We start from the raw sequence: 19,748 nt of genomic DNA, 5'->3' as shown, positions 1-19,748 counted from the left end.
AGGAGGATGTAGAAATGGAACAGGTTATTGCACAAATTTTTGATTTTCAAACTTTATTTTTAGTGTTCATCGGTGTATTTTTAGGAATATTATTTAGTGCGATACCAGGTTTAACAGCAACAATGGGAATTGCTTTACTTATTCCTTATACGTTTGCTCTGCCACAAGTAGCAGGTATTAGTATGTTACTAGGGATTTATTTAGGTGGTATGTATGGAGGCGCTATCACAGCTATATTAATTCGTACACCTGGTACCCCATCAGCAGCAGCCACTCTTTTAGATGGCTATCCAATGGCAGAGAAAGGAGAAGCAGGGAGGGCCCTTTCTTTTGCAACGATAGGATCCTTTATTGGTGGAATTATCAGTTGTATTATCCTAATGCTGATTGCTCCACAGCTAGCCCAAGCGGGTTTGCGATTTGGACCTGCGGAGTTCTTCGCATTAGCGGTATTTGGTTTAAGTATCGTTGGAACGGTGTCTGGAAAGAACGTCATAAAAGGGATTATTGTAGCTGCAATAGGACTATTGATTGCCACCATTGGAATGGATCCAATAAATGGAGCGATGCGATTTACATTCGGTAGTGCAAATCTAACAAGTGGGATTGCTTTTATCCCAGCATTAATTGGCTTGTTTGCGGTTTCGCAAGTGATCAAAGAAATTGAAGGGAAAGTAAAATCGAATCATCAAAAGAAAGTAAAATACCAACGGCAGCGAGTCTCTATTAAAGAGGTAGCAAAAAATTGGGTTGAGTTTTTACGAGCAGGTATCATCGGTACCTTTATTGGGATTATTCCTGGGACAGGGACATCGATTGCGACCTTTCTTTCTTATAATGAATCAAAACGTTTCGCAAAACCTGAAAGAAGAAAGGAGTATGGAAAAGGTATTCCTGAGGGAGTTATTGCTACAGAAACTTCCAATAATGCAGTAACTGGTGGGGCGTTGGTTCCGTTATTAACACTAGGAATTCCAGGGGATGTTGTAACGGCGGTAATTTTAGGAGGATTGTTAATCCAAGGTGTCACTCCTGGTCCGTTACTTTTCCAAAATGAACAAACACTAGTATACAGTTTATTTGGTACGTTAATTATTGCAAACATCTTCATGTTGTTAATTGGTTTATTTGCAATACGGTTTGTTGGAAAAATTGTAGATGTACCTAAAACTATATTACTTCCAATCATTGTTACTTTGTGTTTTATAGGAAGCTACTCTTTATCTAATAATCTATTTGATGTATGGGTCGCTCTTGCATTTGGTGTTATTGGTTATTTGTTGGAGAAATTTGATTATCCGTTAGCACCATTAATTTTAGGAATTATTCTTGGCCCAATTATTGAATCAAATCTTCGTAGAGCATTAATTGAATCAGGCAACAGCATATCAATTTTTGCTACTAAGCCTATAGCGGCGGTATTTTTATCGATTGCAATCATCAGTTTAATATACCCAATTGTGAAATTGTGTATAGAGAAGTTTAAAAAAAACAGTAGTAACGAGCCTAATTCAAAAGCTAGTTAAATATGTAAGAAGGTAGAATACAGTGATTAACCTAAATGGTTAAAATATAAAAATAAAAGGGGAATGAAAAGATGAAATCAATATTTATAAAATTCTTGGCTTTATTACTAGCAACATTTTTGGTAACAGCATGTTCAAGCGGAAATTCTGGTTCAGCACCTTCTGAAAGCGATGGAGATTCAGCAGAAAATGTTGAAGAAATCGATTTTCCAAAACGAGATATTGAAATTGTAGTTCCATACGCTGCGGGGGGAACAACAGATACATCTGCACGTGCTCTGTCATCGGTTATTTCGGATTACATGCCTAATGGTGTAAATGTAAACGTTGTCAACAAACCTGGTGGTGGTGCTATTATTGGGACAATGGAGATAGTAAATGCAAAGCCTGATGGTTACAAAATTGGAATGACAACTAGTGGACCAATGACAATCAAGCCACATACAGATAATCCAGGTTATAATCCAGATAGTTTTAAACAAATTATGCAAGTTGTTGCTACACCGAATGTATTATTAGTTAAAGAAGATGCGCCGTGGCAGACGTACGAAGAATGGTTTGAATATGTAAGCAATAATCCAGGAGAGTTTACTTATGCAACAACAGGAGCAGGGTTAACACAACACATCACAATGGAAGCATTTTCATTAGAAACTGGTGTAGAACTAACACATATGCCATTTGATGGCGGTGCACCATCAATTGCTGCGTTATTAGGGGATCATGTAATGGGGGCAGTCGTTCAAACAGTAGAAGCAATTCCACATGTTGAAGCTGGCAGTGTCCGTGCGCTTGTAAATACAGGAACATTAAAAACAGAAGGTTTCGAGGATGTACCTCTTTTAACGGAATTAGGAATTGATGTCGGCTTTGATGTTTGGACTGGCCTTATTGCAAATGGTGATACTCCAGACGAAATCGTTGAGATCTTGCACGATGCGTTTAGTCAGGCATTAGAGGATGAAAGAGTTGTAGAGACGTTTGAAAAGCTCGGTGTTTCACCATCATATGCTGGTCCAACTGATTTTTATGAAATCATGAACCGTAATTACAATACAACTGGAGAAGTTTTAAAAACAATAGGAATGGCTGAGTAATATAAACTTTGGGAAGAAGAAAAAGACCATTAAGGCTTTTTCTTCTTTTCGTAGTTCGAATAATCTGTGTAACAAGAAAGGATGAAGGGTAATGAACAATTTAAAGAAAGTAATGGCGAATCATCGTTCCATTCGGAAATTTAAAGATGAGAGTATTAATGAAAAGTTATTAACTGATATACTAGAAACGAGCCAATGGGCATCAACTTCAAATAATTTACAAGCATATTCTGTTATTATAGTAAAGGATCAAGAAAAAAAGGAAGCATTAGCTGCATTTTCTGGCAATCAACAACATGTCATTGATTGTCCAGTTTTTTTAGTATTCTGTGCTGACCTTTATCGTGTTAACTTAAGTAATAAACTCGAAAATATCCAAGGCAATCTCGATACAATAGAACCATTTATTGTAGCGACGGTGGATACAAGTTTGTATGCCCAAAATGTGATGCTTGCAGCAGAAACACTAGGATTAGGTGGAGTGTTCATAGGTGGCATCCGCAATTCGCCAGTGGAGGTAAGTAATTTATTGGGTCTACCAGAATATGTATATCCTGTATTTGGTATGTGTTTAGGGTATCCCGACCAAAACCATATTAATGAACAAAAGCCAAGATTACCTTTAGAAGCAGTTGTTCATCAAGAAATGTATGAAGGAGATAAACAGATTGAAATGATTCGAACCTATAATAACTTAATGAAAGAATACTATGAAACAAGAAAAAGTGGTAAAAGGAACCAAACATGGACACAATCAGTTGCAGACCTATACAAAACGCCTAAAAGAATTCACCTGCGTGAGTTTTTAGAATCAAAGAATTTCGGTTTTAAGTAATATGATGAATCGGGAAGTAATGTTCATAGTGTATTACATTAAAATATATTGACTTTGGTTTTAAAAATAGGAGGAGCTTTTTGTGAAGCTACAGACAGTCACTCATGCGGAAGTAAGGTCGACTAAGAGAAACATTGAAAAGTTTCAAGGAATTCTCATTAGCTTATTGGCAGTAGGATTTATTCTTTTGCAATTTTTCCCTGTACCACAGATGGAGATTATCATTAGTATTATTATTATTGGTGTTATTGTATGGGTTATGCCTGTGATTCGGGGAGTAACATTAGTTATAAGTAGTGTCCTTCTAGTAACTGGTGTGATAATTATGTTATATTACAATATTCCCATTCAGGAATGGATTAAATCGTTAAGAATTAACCTTACACTTGTAGCAGTATTTTTATGCGTCCCTCTTCTAGGAATCCCAGTAAAAGCAGGCGGATATGTTGAAGCGCTGAAAAAGGTATTATCTAATAAGATGAATAAACCCAATTTTCTTTTTCTCGGCTCAAAGTTGTTAACCCATCTCCTTGGAGTTATATTAAATATTGGTTCGGTATCGATTGTGAATAAATTAACAGAGGCATCTAATTTAAAGGCGCCAAGATTGGTTGCCAATGCTATTAACCGCGGATTTGTAACGACTATTTTTTGGTCTCCATACTTTTCAGCGATGGCCCTCGTTTTAAGTCAGTTACCTGTAAATTGGTCTTCTATCGTTTTATATGCGATCGGGTTATCTATGATTAGTATCTTGGTCAGTTTTATGGTTGAAAGAAAGTTCCTTATCTCCTTAAGCCAATCAGTAAAAATAGATAGGACAAACTCAAAAGAAATAGATTTACGGAAAGACAAACAAAGGGTAATCGAACTTTTTATTTTATTAACGATTATGATGAGTACAGTTTTAATACTTGAAATAGCAACTACTTACTCAATGGTACTTATTATATGCTTAGTTTCTATTATTTTTCCATTACTTTGGTGTATAGGTTCTGGAAAAGGCTCTTTTTATACAAAAGAATTTAAAAATCATGTGTATCATGGTATCCCACGGCTGAAAAAAGAAATTGTGCTATTTCTAATTGCGGGTTTTTTTAGTGGTGCAATCATACAAACTCAATTTAGTGCCCACTTTATAACATTAATAAATAGCATGTTTGGTTCCTTTACTATGGGGATAACTTTTTTTCTTTCACTAATTGTTGTATTAACTGCTATCGTTGGAATACATCCGATTGTAGTTATTACTATTCTTGTAACAAGTATAGATCCAGAATTAATAGGTTTTAGTCCTGAGTACTTTTCAATATTACTATTGGCCAGTTGGGGGATATCAAATGTGATTTCACCAGCAACTGCAGTAAGTAATATATTAGCAAATCTATTAAACTCAAATATATTAGATGTATCTATACGCTGGAACTGGAAATTTGTATTGATTATGCTTTTTGTTCTTCCGATTTATCTTATGTTTATAGGAGTATAATGGATACTAGTTAATTGTTTTCCCGATAATCTTCATGAGAAATTTGTTCATCGGCTAACATGTTGATATACTTTCTTTTTCTTGCCTTGAGAACGTCAATTTGATTGACGGGTCTTCTAAAAGAAGTACCGCCGTCGATAAACTGACGGCGGATATCTCTTACACTTAATTGCCTTTTAGTTGAGCTTTCTTGTCAAGCTTAAGGTCGAAACGATCTGCATTCATTACCTTGACCCAGGCAGCGATAAAGTCACTCACAAACTTCCCTTTGTTATCGTCTTGAGCATAAACTTCTGCAATGGCACGTAGGACGGAGTTTGAACCGAACACTAGGTCAACGCTAGTTGCTGTACGGACCACTTCACCTGTCTTGCGATCACGTCCTTCAAATACATCACTGTCTACAGGTTTCCATGCTACTCCCATGTCAAGCAAGTTAACAAAGAAGTCATTAGAGAGAGTGCCTACACGATCAGTAAATACACCGTGCCCAGTACCACCGTAGTTTGTACCTAGAACACGCATGCCGCCAATTAGTGCAGTCATTTCTGGTGCAGAAAGGTTTAGCAGTTGTGCTTTGTCTACTAGGAGCTCTGCTGCACTCACACTATACTGCTTCTTCTGATAGTTGCGGAAACCATCAGCGATAGGCTCTAGCACTGCAAAGCCTTCTACATCCGTTTGCTCTTGTGTTGCATCGCCACGTCCAGGAGCAAAAGGAACTGTTACATCAAAGCCTGCATCTTGTGCAGCTCTTTCTACTGCAGCACTACCTCCAAGTACAATCAAATCAGCAATGCTGACTTTCTTATCTAATTGATTTTGAATGCCTTCTAGTACAGTAAGCACTTTTGTAAGTTGTTCCGGCTGATTAACTTCCCAATCTTTCTGTGGAGCAAGACGGATGCGGGCACCGTTAGCGCCGCCGCGCATATCTGAGCCACGGAAGGTACTAGCTGAAGCCCAAGCAGTTGTTACTAGCTCGCTGATTGTAAGTCCTGAGTCTAAGATCTTTGCTTTAAGCTCTGCTACTTCTGAATCGGTTAATTCATAATCAACAGAAGGTACAGGATCTTGCCAGATAAGATCTTCTTCTGGAACTTCTGGACCTAGATATCTCGAACGAGGACCCATGTCACGATGCAATAGTTTAAACCATGCACGAGCAAATGTATCTGCAAATTCTTCTGGATTCTCATGGAAACGACGAGAAATCTTTTCGTATGTCGGGTCCATACGCATTGCCATATCCGCTGTAGTCATCATCGTCTTAACACGAACAGATGGATCTTCAGCATCTGGTGCAAGGTGGTCCTCAGCAGGGTTTACAGGGGCCCATTGATGTGCGCCTGCAGGACTCTTTGTAAGCTCCCACTCATATCCAAAAAGTAAGTCAAAGTAACCATTATCCCACTGTGTCGGATTAGCGGTCCAAGCACCTTCAATTCCGCTCGTGATTGTGTCACGACCAATGCCCTTGCCGTGTGTGCTTAGCCAACCAAGGCCTTGTGCTTCAATAGGAGCACTTTCTGGCTCTGGCCCAACATGAGCAGCATCTCCTGCACCGTGTGCCTTACCAAAAGTATGGCCTCCGGCCGTTAGTGCAACGGTTTCTTCATCGTTCATTCCCATACGTGCAAACGTTTCGCGGATGTCTCGGGCACTTGCGAGCGGATCTGGATTACCGTTTGGACCTTCTGGGTTAACATAGATAAGACCCATTTGAACGGCAGCAAGCGGATTTTCAAGCTCGCGATCTCCTGTGTAACGGTTATCACCTAACATTTCCGTTTCAGAACCCCAGTAGATGTCTTCTTCTGGATGCCAAATGTCTGCACGTCCGCCTCCGAAACCAAATGTCTTGCCGCCCATTGATTCAATCGCAACATTACCTGTTAGAAGCAACAAGTCGGCCCAAGAGATTTTGTTACCGTACTTTTGCTTAATCGGCCATAGCAGCCTGCGCGCTTTATCAAGGTTGCCGTTGTCAGCCCAGCTGTTCAATGGAGCAAAACGCTGTGCGCCAGTTCCTCCACCACCACGACCGTCACCTGTACGATAAGTACCTGCGGCGTGCCAAGCCATACGGATGAAGAATGGACCATAATGTCCATAATCAGCAGGCCACCAATCTTGACTGTCTGTCATTAAATTGTGAAGGTCCTGTTTAAGAGCATCGTAGTCTAGCTTTTTAAATTCTTTTGCATAATCAAATTCTTCTCCCATAGGGTTAGATTTCCTGTCATGTTGGTGAAGAATATTCAAGTTCAATTGGTTTGGCCACCAGTCTCTATTTGGCATACTACTAGTTTTGTTAGTAGTAGCGGCTCCGTGACTAAACGGGCAACCTCCAGTGTTAGCAGTGTTTTTATTATCCATATGTTTTTTTCCCCTTTCTATGTAAATAAATTAGTAAATAATTATGCCTCTAGTCGTAAGAAAATTACAAACCAGAATATAATAATTATTATTATTTAATTATTATAATAAACTATTAATTAAATTGAAAGAAATAAAGACTCGTAAGAATAAATATTTTTAAGCAATAAGATCAATCATGTTCATTAGAGGAATATATAGAAAGAAGACCTCTACCAATTGTAAGACCCCAGAAAAAGAAGTCGAAACTTAAAATATTTTCGGAGGATAGTAGGAATAATAATTGAAAATCAATAATTGAAAATCAATAATTGAAAATGAGAATGTAAGGAAAAATTTTGATGGAGAAGAATTATTGCTGGGATTAGCTGAAATAATGGCATTGTACAATAAGATTTTTAGAGAATTGCAATATATATATGCTCACTTTAACAATATAATGAGAAGGAATGATGTAGGTGAGACAGGAATAATTTTCATATTTAATTAATGTTAAACTTGAGTTAAAAATAAGGTAAACACTACTACATCAGTATGTCTGTCATCATCATCCAAGCTACGTAGAGTACGTGACACAGATTATGTTAAATTGACCTGCGAATTAGTATTGGGATGTGGATGCTAAAATGAATTAGTATAGTTTATGGAAGCTCAATAGTGGTTGGGCTTCTATTTTTTATTTCAACTTTCTAAAATGATTTTCGTGGAACATTCCTGTGAAACAAGATTTTTCGGGGTGTCACTGTTCGGGGTGTCACTGTGACAAGATCAAAATTAGTGTATAATAGCTAATAAAGAATTGGGAAAAAAATTAAAATTGGAGACTAAATAATTATGAATGTAAAAAATCATCAAGTAGCCGTCTTTGCCCTTGGAGGTATGGGTGAAATTGGAAAAAATATGTACGTAGTACAATATCAAGATGAAATTATTATTATTGATGCAGGGGTAAAATTCCCCGAAGATGAATTACTAGGAATTGATTTAGTTATTCCTGATTATACGTATTTAATGAAGAATGTGGACAAAATTAAAGGACTCTTTATCACTCATGGTCATTTAGATCATATAGGTGGTATTCCATATTTGTTACGGCAAATTAATATCCCAATCTACGGTGGAAAAATAACACTAGGTTTAATTCGTAATCAGTTAGAGGAACATGGGTTATTACGAGAGGCAGAATTAAATGAAATTGCTGAAGAAGAGGTAGTAAAATTTAATAAAACCTCTATTTCCTTTTTTAGAACCACCCACAGCATACCCGATTCATACGGTATCGTTGTAAATACACCTCCAGGAAACATTGTTCATACAGGTGACTTCAAATTTGACTTTACTCCTGTTGGAGATCCTGCAAACTTGACAAAAATGGCTAAAATTGGAGAAGAGGGAGTTCTTTGCTTACTATCGGATAGTACAAACAGTGAAATGCCTGGTTTCACAATGTCTGAACGAAAAGTAGGCGAAAGTATTGATCACATATTCCAGAACGCTGAAGGTAGAATTATTTTTGCTACGTTTGCATCAAACATTTATCGGCTGCAGCAAGCTGTAGAAGCGGCCGTTAAGGACGGAAGAAAAGTTGCTGTTTTTGGACGAAGCATGGAAAGAGCTGTGGAGTTAGCTTTAGACTTAAGGTATATAAATGTACCAAAAGATACATTTATTGACTCCTCACAAATAAATAAGATATCAAGTGAAAGAGTAGTGATTCTATGTACTGGAAGTCAAGGGGAACCAATGGCAGCCCTTTCCCGAATTGCCCATGGGAGACATCGGCAAATTCAAATTATTCCTGGGGACACCGTCGTAATTTCTGCTTCACCCATCCCAGGTAATACGTTAAGCGTAAATAAAATCATTAATCAGCTTTACCGTGTGGGAGCAGAGGTGATCCATGGACCATTAAATGATATACATACATCAGGTCATGGTGGGCAAGAGGAACAAAAGCTTATGCTCCGTTTAATAAAGCCGAAGTATTTCCTTCCAATTCACGGAGAATATCGAATGTTGAAGCATCATGTTCAATTAGCTCAAAACTGTGGCATAGTAGAAGGAAACTGTTTTATTTTAGATAACGGTGAGGTTTTAGCATTAGATAAAAATGAAGCTTCCCTAGTTGGGAAAGTCCCTTCTGGATCTGTAAATGTTGATGGAAGCGGAATTGGAGATATAGGGAACATTGTGATAAGGGACCGGAGGATACTTTCGGAGGAAGGACTTGTGGTAGTCGTTGTCACGTTAAATATGAAAGAATTCAAGGTGGTAGCTGGTCCAGATATTATCTCCCGTGGCTTCGTGTATATGCGGGAGTCAGGAGATTTAATTAATGAAGCGCAAAAAAGGCTCACTGACCATTTGAATGAATTAATGGTAAGAAAAACGACACAGTGGTCTGAAATTAAGAATGAAATTTCCGAATTGCTCGGACCATTTTTATATGCAGAAACAAAGCGTAAGCCGATGATTCTCCCTATAATTATGGAAGTTTAAACACATCAAAACCCGTCACACTCATGGATGGGTTTTTTATTTGTTTAAAAACAGCTACTTCAGTTGGCTAGTGAACATTATTTTCTTGTTGGCTCAAAAGGTGACTACCTTTATTAGTTTTAAAACTATACCAACTTCCATATTTTTCATATAAACAAGAAGTGCAAGCTTTCACATATAAAAAACAAATTAGGAAAAATACTAAAGGAAGGAAAATTACTAGTGTTAGGAAGGAGGGGGGAGGAGTGAGTGAACTGAACTATAAGGATTCTTGGTTCGGAAATTTACGAGGGGATATTTTAGCAGGGATTGTTGTCGCTCTCGCTTTAATACCGGAAGCGATTGCCTTTTCAATCATTGCTGGGGTCGATCCAATGGTAGGTTTGTATGCCTCTTTTGTTATGGCTATTGTCATAGCATTTGTTGGGGGGAGACCAGGGATGATTTCAGCTGCTACAGGTGCGATGGCTTTAGTGATCGTTACATTGGTTGCGGACCACGGACTAGAGTACCTTTTAGCAGCAACTATTTTAACAGGAATACTACAAATCCTGTTTGGTGTGTTTAAGTTAGCAAGATATATGAAATTTATTCCACGTTCAGTTATGGTCGGGTTTGTGAATGCATTAGCAATCCTTATTTTTATGGCTCAAATTGAGCATTTTGTCGGTCATAGACCCATGATCTACGCATTAGTTGCATTAACGTTGCTTATTATTTATTTATTCCCTTACATATCTAAAGCTGTGCCGTCTACTCTTGTTGCCATTATTCTCGTTACAGCTTTGGCTGTTTTTATGAATATTCAAGCATGGACAGTTGGGGATATGGGAACGATTCCAAGAACATTACCAGAATTTTGGATTCCGACTGTGCCATTTAACTTAGAAACACTCATGATTATCTTACCGTATTCTATTGCTTTAGCAGTTGTCGGACTGATTGAATCGTTATTAACGGCATCCATCGTAGATGATATGACAAACTCTGAAAGTGAAAAAAATGTAGAGAGCAGCGGGCAAGGGATTGCAAACATTGCTGTAGGGTTATTCGGCGGTATGGCAGGTTGTGCAATGATCGGTCAATCCGTTATTAACGTAAAGTCAGGTGGTAGAGGAAGGTTATCATCATTTGTAGCCAGTGCTTTTTTAATGTTTTTGATTGCTGTATTAGGCGATATCGTGGTGTTAATACCTATGGCCGTATTGGCAGGGGTGATGATTATGGTTTCGATCAGTACGTTCGATTGGAACTCATTACGGACACTTCACTTAGTCCCTAAAACCGATGCAACGGTCATGATTGTTACGGTCGTTACTGTTGTTGTTACTCATAATCTTGCCATTGGTGTCTTTGCTGGAATTTTATTAAGTGCGATCTTCTTTGCAGCGAAAATATCGAATGTAATAGTGGAGAGTAAGGTTGAAGGGTCAAAAAAAATATATAAAATTAGAGGTCAATTATTTTTTGCTTCAGTCACCGATTTAATCAAGAAGTTTGAGTATAAAGCTGACGTGAAGGAAGTGGAAATAAACTTAGCTAGGGCTCATATTTGGGATGATTCTGCTGTCGTTGCGATAGATAAGATTGTGAATAAATTTCAGGAAAATGGAATTAATGTAAATGTGACAGGGTTAAATGAAGATAGTTCAGAATTAGTGGAAAAACTGGCGAATAAGTTAGGTGGTCATTAAACGGAGGTGAAATGTTTTGTACAGGAAAATCCTATTAGCATACGATGGATCGGAACATTCAAGACGAGCTGGTGACAATGCGGTACATATTGCAAAGTGCAGTTCAGAATCAAAGCTAGAAATTGTCTATGTGGTAGATGCAAACAAGGCAAAGAATGATATATTAAGTAATTGGAACTCCCTATCTATTGAGGAAAAAAGAAAAGAGCTATTAACAGGGATAACAAAGAAAGCGACAGATGAAGGTGTCGAATATTCTATTAAGATTATGCAAGGCGAAGCAGGCCCATCTATTATTAAATACGCAAATGAAAATAATTTCGACCTTGTTATTATCGGAAGTAGAGGGTTAGATGGGATTCAGGAGTTTGTCCTTGGAAGTGTCAGTCATAAAGTGGCAAAACGAGCAAATTGTCCCGTGTTAATCGTAAAATAGAAAACAAATGAATTTAGGACACAACCGGTAAGTGGATTTGCGAATTTCTTGCAATTGTGTCCTTATTCTAATATTTTTAAGCAAGCTTTACTACTCTCATCTCTTTTACGAAGTGCTTTACAAAGATTTTAACTTTGAAGTGAACTGGTTAAAAGTTTTATTAATGACACTGCTCGTAAAGATGCTAATGAAGGCACTTCCAATTATATCAGATGGAAAATGATGTCCTACCCATATACGTGAAAATCCCGTAAGCACGGATAGCCCCATCATGATCGACCCGAGAACGCGTTCCCGCAGAAAAATCGAAGTAGATATAGCAAAAACAAGTAATGTATGTTTACTTGGAAATGAAGAGTCTGTCTTTGAAGGAATAAGAATGCCTACACGGTGTTTCACAAAGGGACGGGGTTTAAAATACACCAGCCTAATCGCACTATTGATAAACAAGGAAAGTACTATGGATGTAATCGCAGACAGCGCCACTTTTTTGTGTGAATAGTTTTGAAACAACATAGAAATTAAAACAAATATAAATACATAGCGAACCTTGTTTGAAATTAATATCATTAGCATATCTAATAAAGAATAACGTCCCGTCAACTGATTGATCGCCCTAAATAATTTATAGTCCATTTAAACTAGTCCCCTTAGTATGAAGATATACATATCATTCCCTCTGAAATAAGATACATGTAAGGTAGAGAAATTTTGTTCTGGTGCAATTAGGCATTTAAGTTGGCCTTTCTAATATTAATCTATTAGTACTTATGCTTTAAAAAGAAAAATTAATAATGCTGAATTTAATTTAAGCACACTTCTTGGAACTGATAGCTTTTCTTCTCTAATGAAAGTGTATTTTTCACTAACAAAAAGGTTCTTACTATAGAAGCATGTTATTTTATTCTATGAAAAATGGTTAAACTATTTAAAAAAAAGAAAAAATGAGGTGATAGGATTGAAAAAATTCATTTTTACACTGATCTTTATTCTCTATATTTCTGCTTGTTCTTCTGAAGATAATCATCAATCCGAAATGAATGAAAGGGATGCAATTGAAGTATTTTCACGACAAGCTGAGGTGATCGCAACAGATTTAAATATTCCTTGGAATATTAATAAACATGATAATGCCTTTTATTTGAGTCAACGGCCAGGAAATATTATTAAAGTTGATGGTGTTAGTGGTTCAAAAACAGTTCAAAATCTTGAAGTTACAAAGGATATCCTGCATGAAGGCGAGGGAGGATTTTTAGGTTTAACACTTGCTTCTGATTTTGCCGATTCTCAAGAAGCATTTGCCTACCATACATATAAACAAGATGGACAAGTATATAACCGAATAATCGGCCTAAAACTTAATCAAAATACATGGCAGGAAAAATCGATTTTACTAGAAAGAATTCCTGGAGGAAGAATTCATAACGGTGGACGAATTAAAATTGGTCCAGATGGGCTACTGTATGCTACCGCTGGTGATGCAGGGAACCCAAAAAATGCCCAAAATATAGAAAGTTTGGCAGGGAAAATTTTGCGTATGGAATTAGATGGTACTGTACCGAATGATAACCCATTGAATAATTCATATGTTTATTCCTTCGGGCACCGAAATCCGCAAGGGCTAGCTTGGGATGATGAAGGAAATCTATATAGCTCTGAGCATGGACAAGTGGCTCATGATGAAATTAACTTGATTGAGCCTGGAAAAAACTATGGATGGCCGATCATTGAAGGTGACCAACAAGCTCCTAATATGGTCTCGCCATTATATCAAACAGGAGATGACACGTGGGCTCCATCAGGAATTGCGATTCAAAATAAAAAAATCTATGTAGCTAATTTACGAGGTGAAAGTATTCGAGTGTTTAATTTGACTGACAATACTGTGGATACCTTTTTTGAAAACGCGGGGAGAATGCGAGATGTACTAATTGAAAATGATACATTATTTACGATTACGAACAATCGTGATGGGAGAGGCAATCCCCGTGAAGGTGATGATAAATTATTTAAACTTTCTTTAATTGAGTAGGTACGTGTTGAAATCACTTCCGATTTGGAATTATCTCGAAAACTTCCAGGCAAAGTTTTTTTGCAAGTTAAAGTTTGATTCACCCACTGTGAATATAGAGAGTCAAAAATTTTAAAATAACATAAGATATATTGAATTTTTTAAAAGTGGGTGAATGTATTGGATAATTATCTTTATCGTCAGGATTGGTCTTCTGTCTTAGAATTTTTAAACTATAGTTTACATGGTGAAGAAATGGTTTGTTCAATGAGTACACAACTATTTCATATCCCATCTACAGCAAACCTAAAAGGAAATGCTGAAATGCATAATCATCTTGTTCCAGCTTCTTATCATCGAGTAACAGCAGTAGGTAGTGCAAAACGATTGCAAAATGGTGAATATCACGAATCCATTATTCAAACGCTGGTTTCATGTGTGAATAATGGACTAAAAGAAGACCAAGAAATAACGAAATGGTTAGACGTAATGAGAGACGATGCCCCCAATGAATTTAAACCGTTTATTCAAAACATAATCGCATGGCAACAACAAACAGAACAAAGTTTAGCTTCAGCCAAACAGCTTTTAAGACAAATGGGGTTTGGAACTCAAGATCAAAATCAATATAGCGAATATGTTTATTAATAAAGTTTGATACCTGGCTAGTTTCCAAGTGCAACGCTTGGTGCTGGCTTTTTATTATTTTTCGATAGCTTAACATAGTGTTAGTGATGTTTTTGGTATTAGGAATAAATAAGAACAATCTGTTATGATTTTAAGTAGTGAAAGGTTCACTCCGTTACACAGGAAATGAAGAGAGCTTTTTTGTTCATCAAAGTAGTTGGAGATGAATATACAATACGAATGCCAAGAAAGTTCTCCCCCGAATAATAAATTGGCAGAAGTAGACAATAAAAGAGGTTGCCTTCTGCAATGTAAGTAAGAGAGAAATATAGAAAACAAAGAATGCCTCTGATTATGTTTTATGCTAGAACACAAAAAGAAAATGATGAAAAGGAGAAAAGGAGATACGATGACAGAGAGAAATGCAGTAAAAGAAGCAGGATGGAATTTCGACAACAGTTATGCTCGTCTGCCGGAATCTTTGTTTACGAGCCTTAATCCAACCCCTGTACGCTCACCGAAGTCGATCATTTTCAATTCCTCGTTAGCATCTGCATTAGGGTTGAATGATGAGGTGCTGCAAAGTAATGATGGCGTAGCGGTGTTTGCAGGTAACGACATTCCCGAAGGTGCTTTGCCGCTTGCACAAGCTTATGCGGGACATCAATTTGGCCATTTTACGATGCTAGGGGACGGTCGAGCGTTGTTGCTTGGCGAACAAATTACTCCCCAAGGGGATCGTTTTGATATTCAGCTCAAGGGTCCAGGACGAACCCCATATTCCCGTGGTGGCGATGGGCGAGCGGCACTTGGACCGATGCTGCGCGAATACATCATCAGTGAAGCAATGCATGCGCTTGGTATTCCTACTACACGGAGTCTAGCAGTGGTGACAACTGGTGAGTCAGTTATTCGTGAAACCGAATTACCTGGTGCGATTCTAACCCGAGTGGCTGCCAGTCATCTGCGCGTCGGCACCTTTCAATTTGCTGCTAAATGGGGCACTGTAGAGGAACTCCGTACTCTGGCTGACTATACACTTCAGCGCCATTTTCCAGACGTTGAAGGAGATGAAAGTCGATATCTTTCGCTACTTCAAGAAGTGATCAAACGTCAGGCCGCGTTGATTGCTAAGTGGCAGCTCGTTGGTTTTATTCACGGAGTCATGAACACTGATAACATGACCATTAGTGGAGAAACGATTGATTATGGCCCTTGTGCTTTCATGGATACGTATGACCCTGATACTGTATTCAGTTCAATTGACATTCAAGGTCGTTATGCTTATGGTAATCAGCCGAATATTGGTGGGTGGAATCTCGCACGTTTTGCTGAAACCTTATTACCGCTCCTGCATGAAAATCAGCAGGAGGCTGTCCAACTGGCTCAGGATGCAATTTCAGATTTTCCTAAGTTATTTCGTAACAATTGGCTTACGGGAATGAGAGCAAAGCTAGGGATATTTAATGAAGAGGAACAGGATGAAACCCTTATTGAAGATCTTCTCAGTATGATGCAGAAGTATCGGGCAGACTATACGAATACCTTCCGTGCATTAACTTTTGAAAGACATGAGGATACGATTTTGTTCGGTACCGAAGAATTTAAACAGTGGTATGAGCTGTGGCAGGAGAGGCTAGGTAGACAGCAGGAAACGAAAGACTCCTCGCATCAGTTAATGCGAAACAGCAATCCTGCGATTATACCTCGCAACCACCGGGTAGAAGAGGCACTAGAAGCCGCGGTGGAAGAAGGGGATTACAGCGTGGTAGAGCGGCTACTTAATGTTCTCTCCAACCCGTACGCACACACCAAAGAACAGGATGAATACTCGACCCTGCCTGAGCCATCAGTCCGACCATATCGAACCTTTTGCGGAACCTGATATAGTAGGAAAAGTTTTGCTAGCTGACATTTGATTCGTTATTTCTATAAAAACGGTGTATTTGAGCCAGTGTGCGGACACATGTTCCTTTATTTGTGAAATATCTTGGTAAAATAGAAACAATTTTAGCAAATAAGGAACCTAGTGTCCGTTTGTACCTCAATAATTGTTGATAAAACAGTAATTATGAAAGCCCAAATCAATATTCGATTTGGGCTTCTAATTGATACGTTATCCCTTATGTTTCTCCAGGTAACAGAGCTACTTAATGATTAATAGGCGAATACTTAACTTAAGTTGTATCACCTTTGATCAGTTCTACATCAACGATAGAGTTGTTAGGTTTATCGTCTTTTTTACCTTCAATCATTTTAAGTAAAGTTGAACACAACTCTTTTCCGATTAAGTCGGCTGGTTGCTTTACTGTCGTTAATTTCGGGTGTTGAAGTAGTCGAGTAAAAGAATTGTAGTCATAACCGACAATTTTTAGTTGCTCTGGTACTTTGATATTGTTTTTCAGTGCATAAATATAAACAGCATATGCCAAAATGTCATTACTGCAGAACACACCATCATAGTTCGTAAGCTCATTTGCAACATGTTCCTCAATAAATTCTTCGTGACGATCAAAGACTGAAAAAGTTTGTCTGCTATATTCCTCTTCGATGATTTTAAATGGTATATTGTGTTTCATGCATGTCAGTTTAAAAGCGTCTGCTCGTCTATTTGGCAACATATCGATATCAAGTGGACCGGATAAATGCAGTAGTCTCTTGCAACCGTTTTCGATCAAATGTTCAGTGGCAATGGTACCGCCAGCAAAGTTATCTGACCCAACATAAGGAATTTCTTTTGACATGATTCGGTCAAACGAGACAATAGGAAGATCAACCTTACGATATTCTTCTATATTTAAAGTTTGACTGCACATAATAATACCATCTACACGATTTTCTCTAAGCATTCCTATATATTTTGTTTCTTTATTAGCTTGATCTAAAGAGTTGCAAATGAGAATCTTATAGTTGTTATTATAAGCGAATAGTTCGATATTTTTAATTAATTCAGCAAAAAAAGGGTGTTCGGAGTCAGGAACGATCACACCTAATAAGTATGATTGACTCTTTTGTAGTGCACGAGCAATTTGGTTTGGAGCGTAATTTATATCAGCCATAGCTTTTTCGACCTTTTTACGTGTCTCTTTACCGATATAGCCTCTATTATTAATGACACGCGAAACAGTTGTGACGGATACACCAGCTTTTTTCGCAACATCTTTTATATTTACCATAGTTTTCTCCCCTAGTAAGTAATCCATGAATTTTTGAAAACGTTCTTATTTTAAGATATCAGAAGGATCTTCATTAATAAAGCGAATGCTCTTCCATTCGGTCTTAATAAAGTATAGCACAAATGTGGTAACGTATGACATAGGGTTTTTCAAAAGTTAATTCATGCATGTGATCAAAATTTCGGGATTTTGATAGTGGAGTTCCTAGATTTATAGTTTAGTTTATTAATTAAAGGAGAAGAAAAAGACGTTATAATCTGAAAACGTTACCTCAAATTTAAGTGAAAGCAAACCTAAATATAGCATTTATTTATGCTTATAGAAAGATGAACGGCTATAAAGTATTGAATATTAAGGGTGTTTCCAACTATATTTTATAAAAGTTTATGTTTTATTATATGAAAACGTTTGACATATTAATAGTCATTCGGTATATTATTTGTAAGCTCTTACATGGAAGTTTGCGATGCATTCTAATATATTTCAAAGTTGCTAGCTTCCTAAGACTTAGAAAAATTAATTTTGGGGGGATTAATGATGAGTAGAGTTAAAGTTTTGTTTGTCTTAATGCTCATGGTTAGTGTGGTGTTAGCTGCTTGTGGCAATAATAATGATCAAGAAGTTTCAAATGAAGATTCTAATCAAGATGCCAATCAAGATGTAGGGGAAGCAATTGAACTAGACATGTGGATTCACCAATCAGGTGAAGCTGAAACTGAATTTTACCAAAACCGTATTGCAAAGTTTAATGAGGCTCATGAAGGTGAGATTAAAATTAACGTTCAAGTTGTTATGGATGATGGCGGCAGTTCTTATAATGATAGCTTAAACGCTGCTTTAGTTGCTGGTAATTTACCGGATGTATTAGCACTAGATGGTCCTTTCGTGGCTAGTTATGCAGAAGCTGAGATTATTGCTCCGATTAGTCAGTATATCTCAGATGAAGATAAAGAAGATTTTGTTGACTCTATTTTAGAGCAAGGCTCGTATAACGGAGAGTTATATTCGTTAGGGGCAATGGAATCATCCGTTGTTCTTTACTATAATAAAGAAATTTTTGAAGCAGAAGGTATTGAAGCGCCAACTACACTTGAGGAGGCGTGGACTTGGGATGAATTTATAGATGTAGCAAAACAATTAACAACTGAAGATCGTTTTGGGTTAAACCTCTTTATGAACTATGGTGTTGGTGAGTGGTATACGTATATGGGTGCACCATTTGTGTGGTCAAATGGTGGTGACTTAATCTCAGAAGATGGAACGACGGTTGATGGGTATTTAAATGGACCGGAAAGTGTCGAAGCATTTGAATTTGTAAAGAGTCTTTTTGAAGAGGGTGTTGTATCGCTTACACCTTCAGAAACACAATTTGAAGAAGGAAAAGCTGCTATGGCGCTCGGTGGTCCATGGATTGCAGTTTCTGCTGAAAATGCAGGGCTTGATTATGGAATGATGCCATATCCATACAGTGAAGTTCCAAAATCTCCATCAGGAAGTATGGCATATGCGATATCTTCACAAACAGAATATCCAGAAGCGGCTTATCAAGTGATGAAGTGGATGACAAACGAAGAGTCAACAATTGGATTGTCAGAAGTAACGGGAATGCCGCCTTCACGTAAGTCTGCTTTTGAAAGTATGGAAGAATATAATGAACTACCGAAAAAGATCATGCGTGATCAAGTTGTTTCAACTGCACATGCACGTCCAACTACACCAGCTTACCCTGTATTAACAGATGCTTTTGCTCAAGTATTCCATGCAGCGGCGTTAGGTGAAGATCCAAAAGGAATTTTAGACCAGCAAGTTCAGCGAGTAGAACGCGAACTTCGTCGATTTAACCAATAGTTAGATATTTCAATGCGATTGCTATTACATTAAAAAAATACCTTGAAACAATAAGGTGAACCGCTGTATTGGGCTAGTAGACCTGCGTGACTGCAGATAGCTCATTGCCCTTGTAAATTCTTTTTGAATAG

General features: G+C 37.6%; 14 protein-coding genes. 11 read left to right on the top strand and 3 right to left on the bottom strand.

Annotated elements, in window-relative coordinates; translation table 11 throughout:
- The first annotated feature begins 14 nt into the window (after positions 1 to 14).
- From J0N78_RS16215 to J0N78_RS16200, 4 genes are all read left to right on the top strand, one after another.
- Positions 15 to 1,526: a tripartite tricarboxylate transporter permease gene (locus tag J0N78_RS16215; RefSeq protein ID WP_209124154.1), complete on the top strand. Its 1,512-nt coding sequence runs from the start codon at positions 15 to 17 to the stop codon at positions 1,524 to 1,526.
- 71 nt (positions 1,527 to 1,597) lie between these two features.
- The gene (locus J0N78_RS16210; RefSeq protein ID WP_209124153.1) at positions 1,598 to 2,623 is read left to right on the top strand and encodes a Bug family tripartite tricarboxylate transporter substrate binding protein; all 1,026 of its coding nucleotides are present in this window, start codon (positions 1,598 to 1,600) and stop codon (positions 2,621 to 2,623) included.
- Positions 2,624 to 2,714: 91 nt separating this feature from the next.
- Positions 2,715 to 3,458: an oxygen-insensitive NADPH nitroreductase gene (gene nfsA, locus J0N78_RS16205; protein ID WP_209124152.1), complete on the top strand. Its 744-nt coding sequence runs from the start codon at positions 2,715 to 2,717 to the stop codon at positions 3,456 to 3,458.
- 82 nt (positions 3,459 to 3,540) lie between these two features.
- The gene (locus tag J0N78_RS16200) at positions 3,541 to 4,947 is read left to right on the top strand and encodes a hypothetical protein (RefSeq protein ID WP_209124151.1); all 1,407 of its coding nucleotides are present in this window, start codon (positions 3,541 to 3,543) and stop codon (positions 4,945 to 4,947) included.
- A 165-nt stretch (positions 4,948 to 5,112) separates the two neighbouring features.
- On the opposite strand, the gene katG is transcribed toward J0N78_RS16200, so the two are convergent.
- Positions 5,113 to 7,326, bottom strand: coding sequence for a catalase/peroxidase HPI (gene katG / locus J0N78_RS16195; protein ID WP_209124150.1), 2,214 nt, complete (start codon positions 7,324 to 7,326; stop codon positions 5,113 to 5,115).
- An 831-nt stretch (positions 7,327 to 8,157) separates the two neighbouring features.
- On the opposite strand from katG, the gene rnjA reads away from it, so the two are divergent.
- The 3 genes from rnjA (at position 8,158) to J0N78_RS16180 (ending at position 11,955) form a co-directional block, all read left to right on the top strand.
- Positions 8,158 to 9,825: a ribonuclease J1 gene (rnjA, locus tag J0N78_RS16190; protein WP_209124205.1), complete on the top strand. Its 1,668-nt coding sequence runs from the start codon at positions 8,158 to 8,160 to the stop codon at positions 9,823 to 9,825.
- 245 nt (positions 9,826 to 10,070) lie between these two features.
- Positions 10,071 to 11,519 (top strand): SulP family inorganic anion transporter, encoded by a 1,449-nt coding sequence (locus J0N78_RS16185; protein ID WP_209124149.1) that lies wholly within the window; start codon positions 10,071 to 10,073, stop codon positions 11,517 to 11,519.
- Between the two features lie 16 nt (positions 11,520 to 11,535).
- Positions 11,536 to 11,955 carry a universal stress protein gene (locus J0N78_RS16180; protein WP_209124148.1) on the top strand — a complete coding sequence of 140 codons (420 nt, stop codon included), beginning with the start codon at positions 11,536 to 11,538 and terminating at the stop codon, positions 11,953 to 11,955.
- Between the two features lie 117 nt (positions 11,956 to 12,072).
- On the opposite strand, the gene J0N78_RS16175 is transcribed toward J0N78_RS16180, so the two are convergent.
- Entirely contained in the window at positions 12,073 to 12,591 is a 519-nt protein-coding gene (locus J0N78_RS16175) for an undecaprenyl-diphosphatase (RefSeq protein WP_209124147.1), read from the bottom strand.
- 313 nt (positions 12,592 to 12,904) lie between these two features.
- Between J0N78_RS16175 and J0N78_RS16170 the strand changes: the two genes are divergently transcribed.
- The 3 genes from J0N78_RS16170 to J0N78_RS16160 all read left to right on the top strand — a co-directional run bounded on the left by J0N78_RS16170 (position 12,905) and on the right by J0N78_RS16160 (position 16,478).
- The gene (locus J0N78_RS16170) at positions 12,905 to 13,987 is read left to right on the top strand and encodes a PQQ-dependent sugar dehydrogenase (RefSeq protein WP_307794956.1); all 1,083 of its coding nucleotides are present in this window, start codon (positions 12,905 to 12,907) and stop codon (positions 13,985 to 13,987) included.
- Positions 13,988 to 14,146: 159 nt separating this feature from the next.
- A complete protein-coding gene (locus tag J0N78_RS16165) occupies positions 14,147 to 14,614 on the top strand; it encodes a hypothetical protein (protein WP_209124145.1) in 468 nt (155 codons plus the stop codon).
- Positions 14,615 to 15,002: 388 nt separating this feature from the next.
- Positions 15,003 to 16,478 carry a protein adenylyltransferase SelO gene (locus tag J0N78_RS16160; protein WP_209124144.1) on the top strand — a complete coding sequence of 492 codons (1,476 nt, stop codon included), beginning with the start codon at positions 15,003 to 15,005 and terminating at the stop codon, positions 16,476 to 16,478.
- A gap of 292 nt (positions 16,479 to 16,770) precedes the next feature.
- Here J0N78_RS16160 and J0N78_RS16155 read toward each other — a convergent pair whose 3' ends face one another.
- Entirely contained in the window at positions 16,771 to 17,769 is a 999-nt protein-coding gene (locus J0N78_RS16155) for a LacI family DNA-binding transcriptional regulator (protein ID WP_209124143.1), read from the bottom strand.
- A gap of 537 nt (positions 17,770 to 18,306) precedes the next feature.
- On the opposite strand from J0N78_RS16155, the gene J0N78_RS16150 reads away from it, so the two are divergent.
- Positions 18,307 to 19,617, top strand: a complete 1,311-nt coding sequence (locus tag J0N78_RS16150) for a sugar ABC transporter substrate-binding protein (protein WP_247747371.1) — start codon at positions 18,307 to 18,309, stop codon at positions 19,615 to 19,617.
- Positions 19,618 to 19,748: the final 131 nt, after the last annotated feature.

Source organism: Alkalihalobacillus sp. BA299, assembly GCF_017745675.1.
Lineage (GTDB): Bacteria > Bacillota > Bacilli > Bacillales > Bacillaceae_F > Alkalihalobacterium.
This window is presented reverse-complemented; position numbering and strand designations above follow the sequence as displayed.

Excerpts from the sequence above, each read along its gene's own strand:
- J0N78_RS16215 (WP_209124154.1), top strand. The coding sequence starts at position 15 with ATGGAACAGGTTATTGCACAAATTTTTGATTTTCAAACTTTATTTTTA.
- J0N78_RS16210 (WP_209124153.1), top strand. The coding sequence starts at position 1,598 with ATGAAATCAATATTTATAAAATTCTTGGCTTTATTACTAGCAACATTT.
- nfsA (WP_209124152.1), top strand. The coding sequence starts at position 2,715 with ATGAACAATTTAAAGAAAGTAATGGCGAATCATCGTTCCATTCGGAAA.
- katG (WP_209124150.1), bottom strand. The coding sequence starts at position 7,326 with ATGGATAATAAAAACACTGCTAACACTGGAGGTTGCCCGTTTAGTCAC.
- J0N78_RS16175 (WP_209124147.1), bottom strand. The coding sequence starts at position 12,591 with ATGGACTATAAATTATTTAGGGCGATCAATCAGTTGACGGGACGTTAT.
- J0N78_RS16160 (WP_209124144.1), top strand. The coding sequence starts at position 15,003 with ATGACAGAGAGAAATGCAGTAAAAGAAGCAGGATGGAATTTCGACAAC.
- J0N78_RS16155 (WP_209124143.1), bottom strand. The coding sequence starts at position 17,769 with ATGGTAAATATAAAAGATGTTGCGAAAAAAGCTGGTGTATCCGTCACA.
- J0N78_RS16150 (WP_247747371.1), top strand. The coding sequence starts at position 18,307 with ATGAGTAGAGTTAAAGTTTTGTTTGTCTTAATGCTCATGGTTAGTGTG.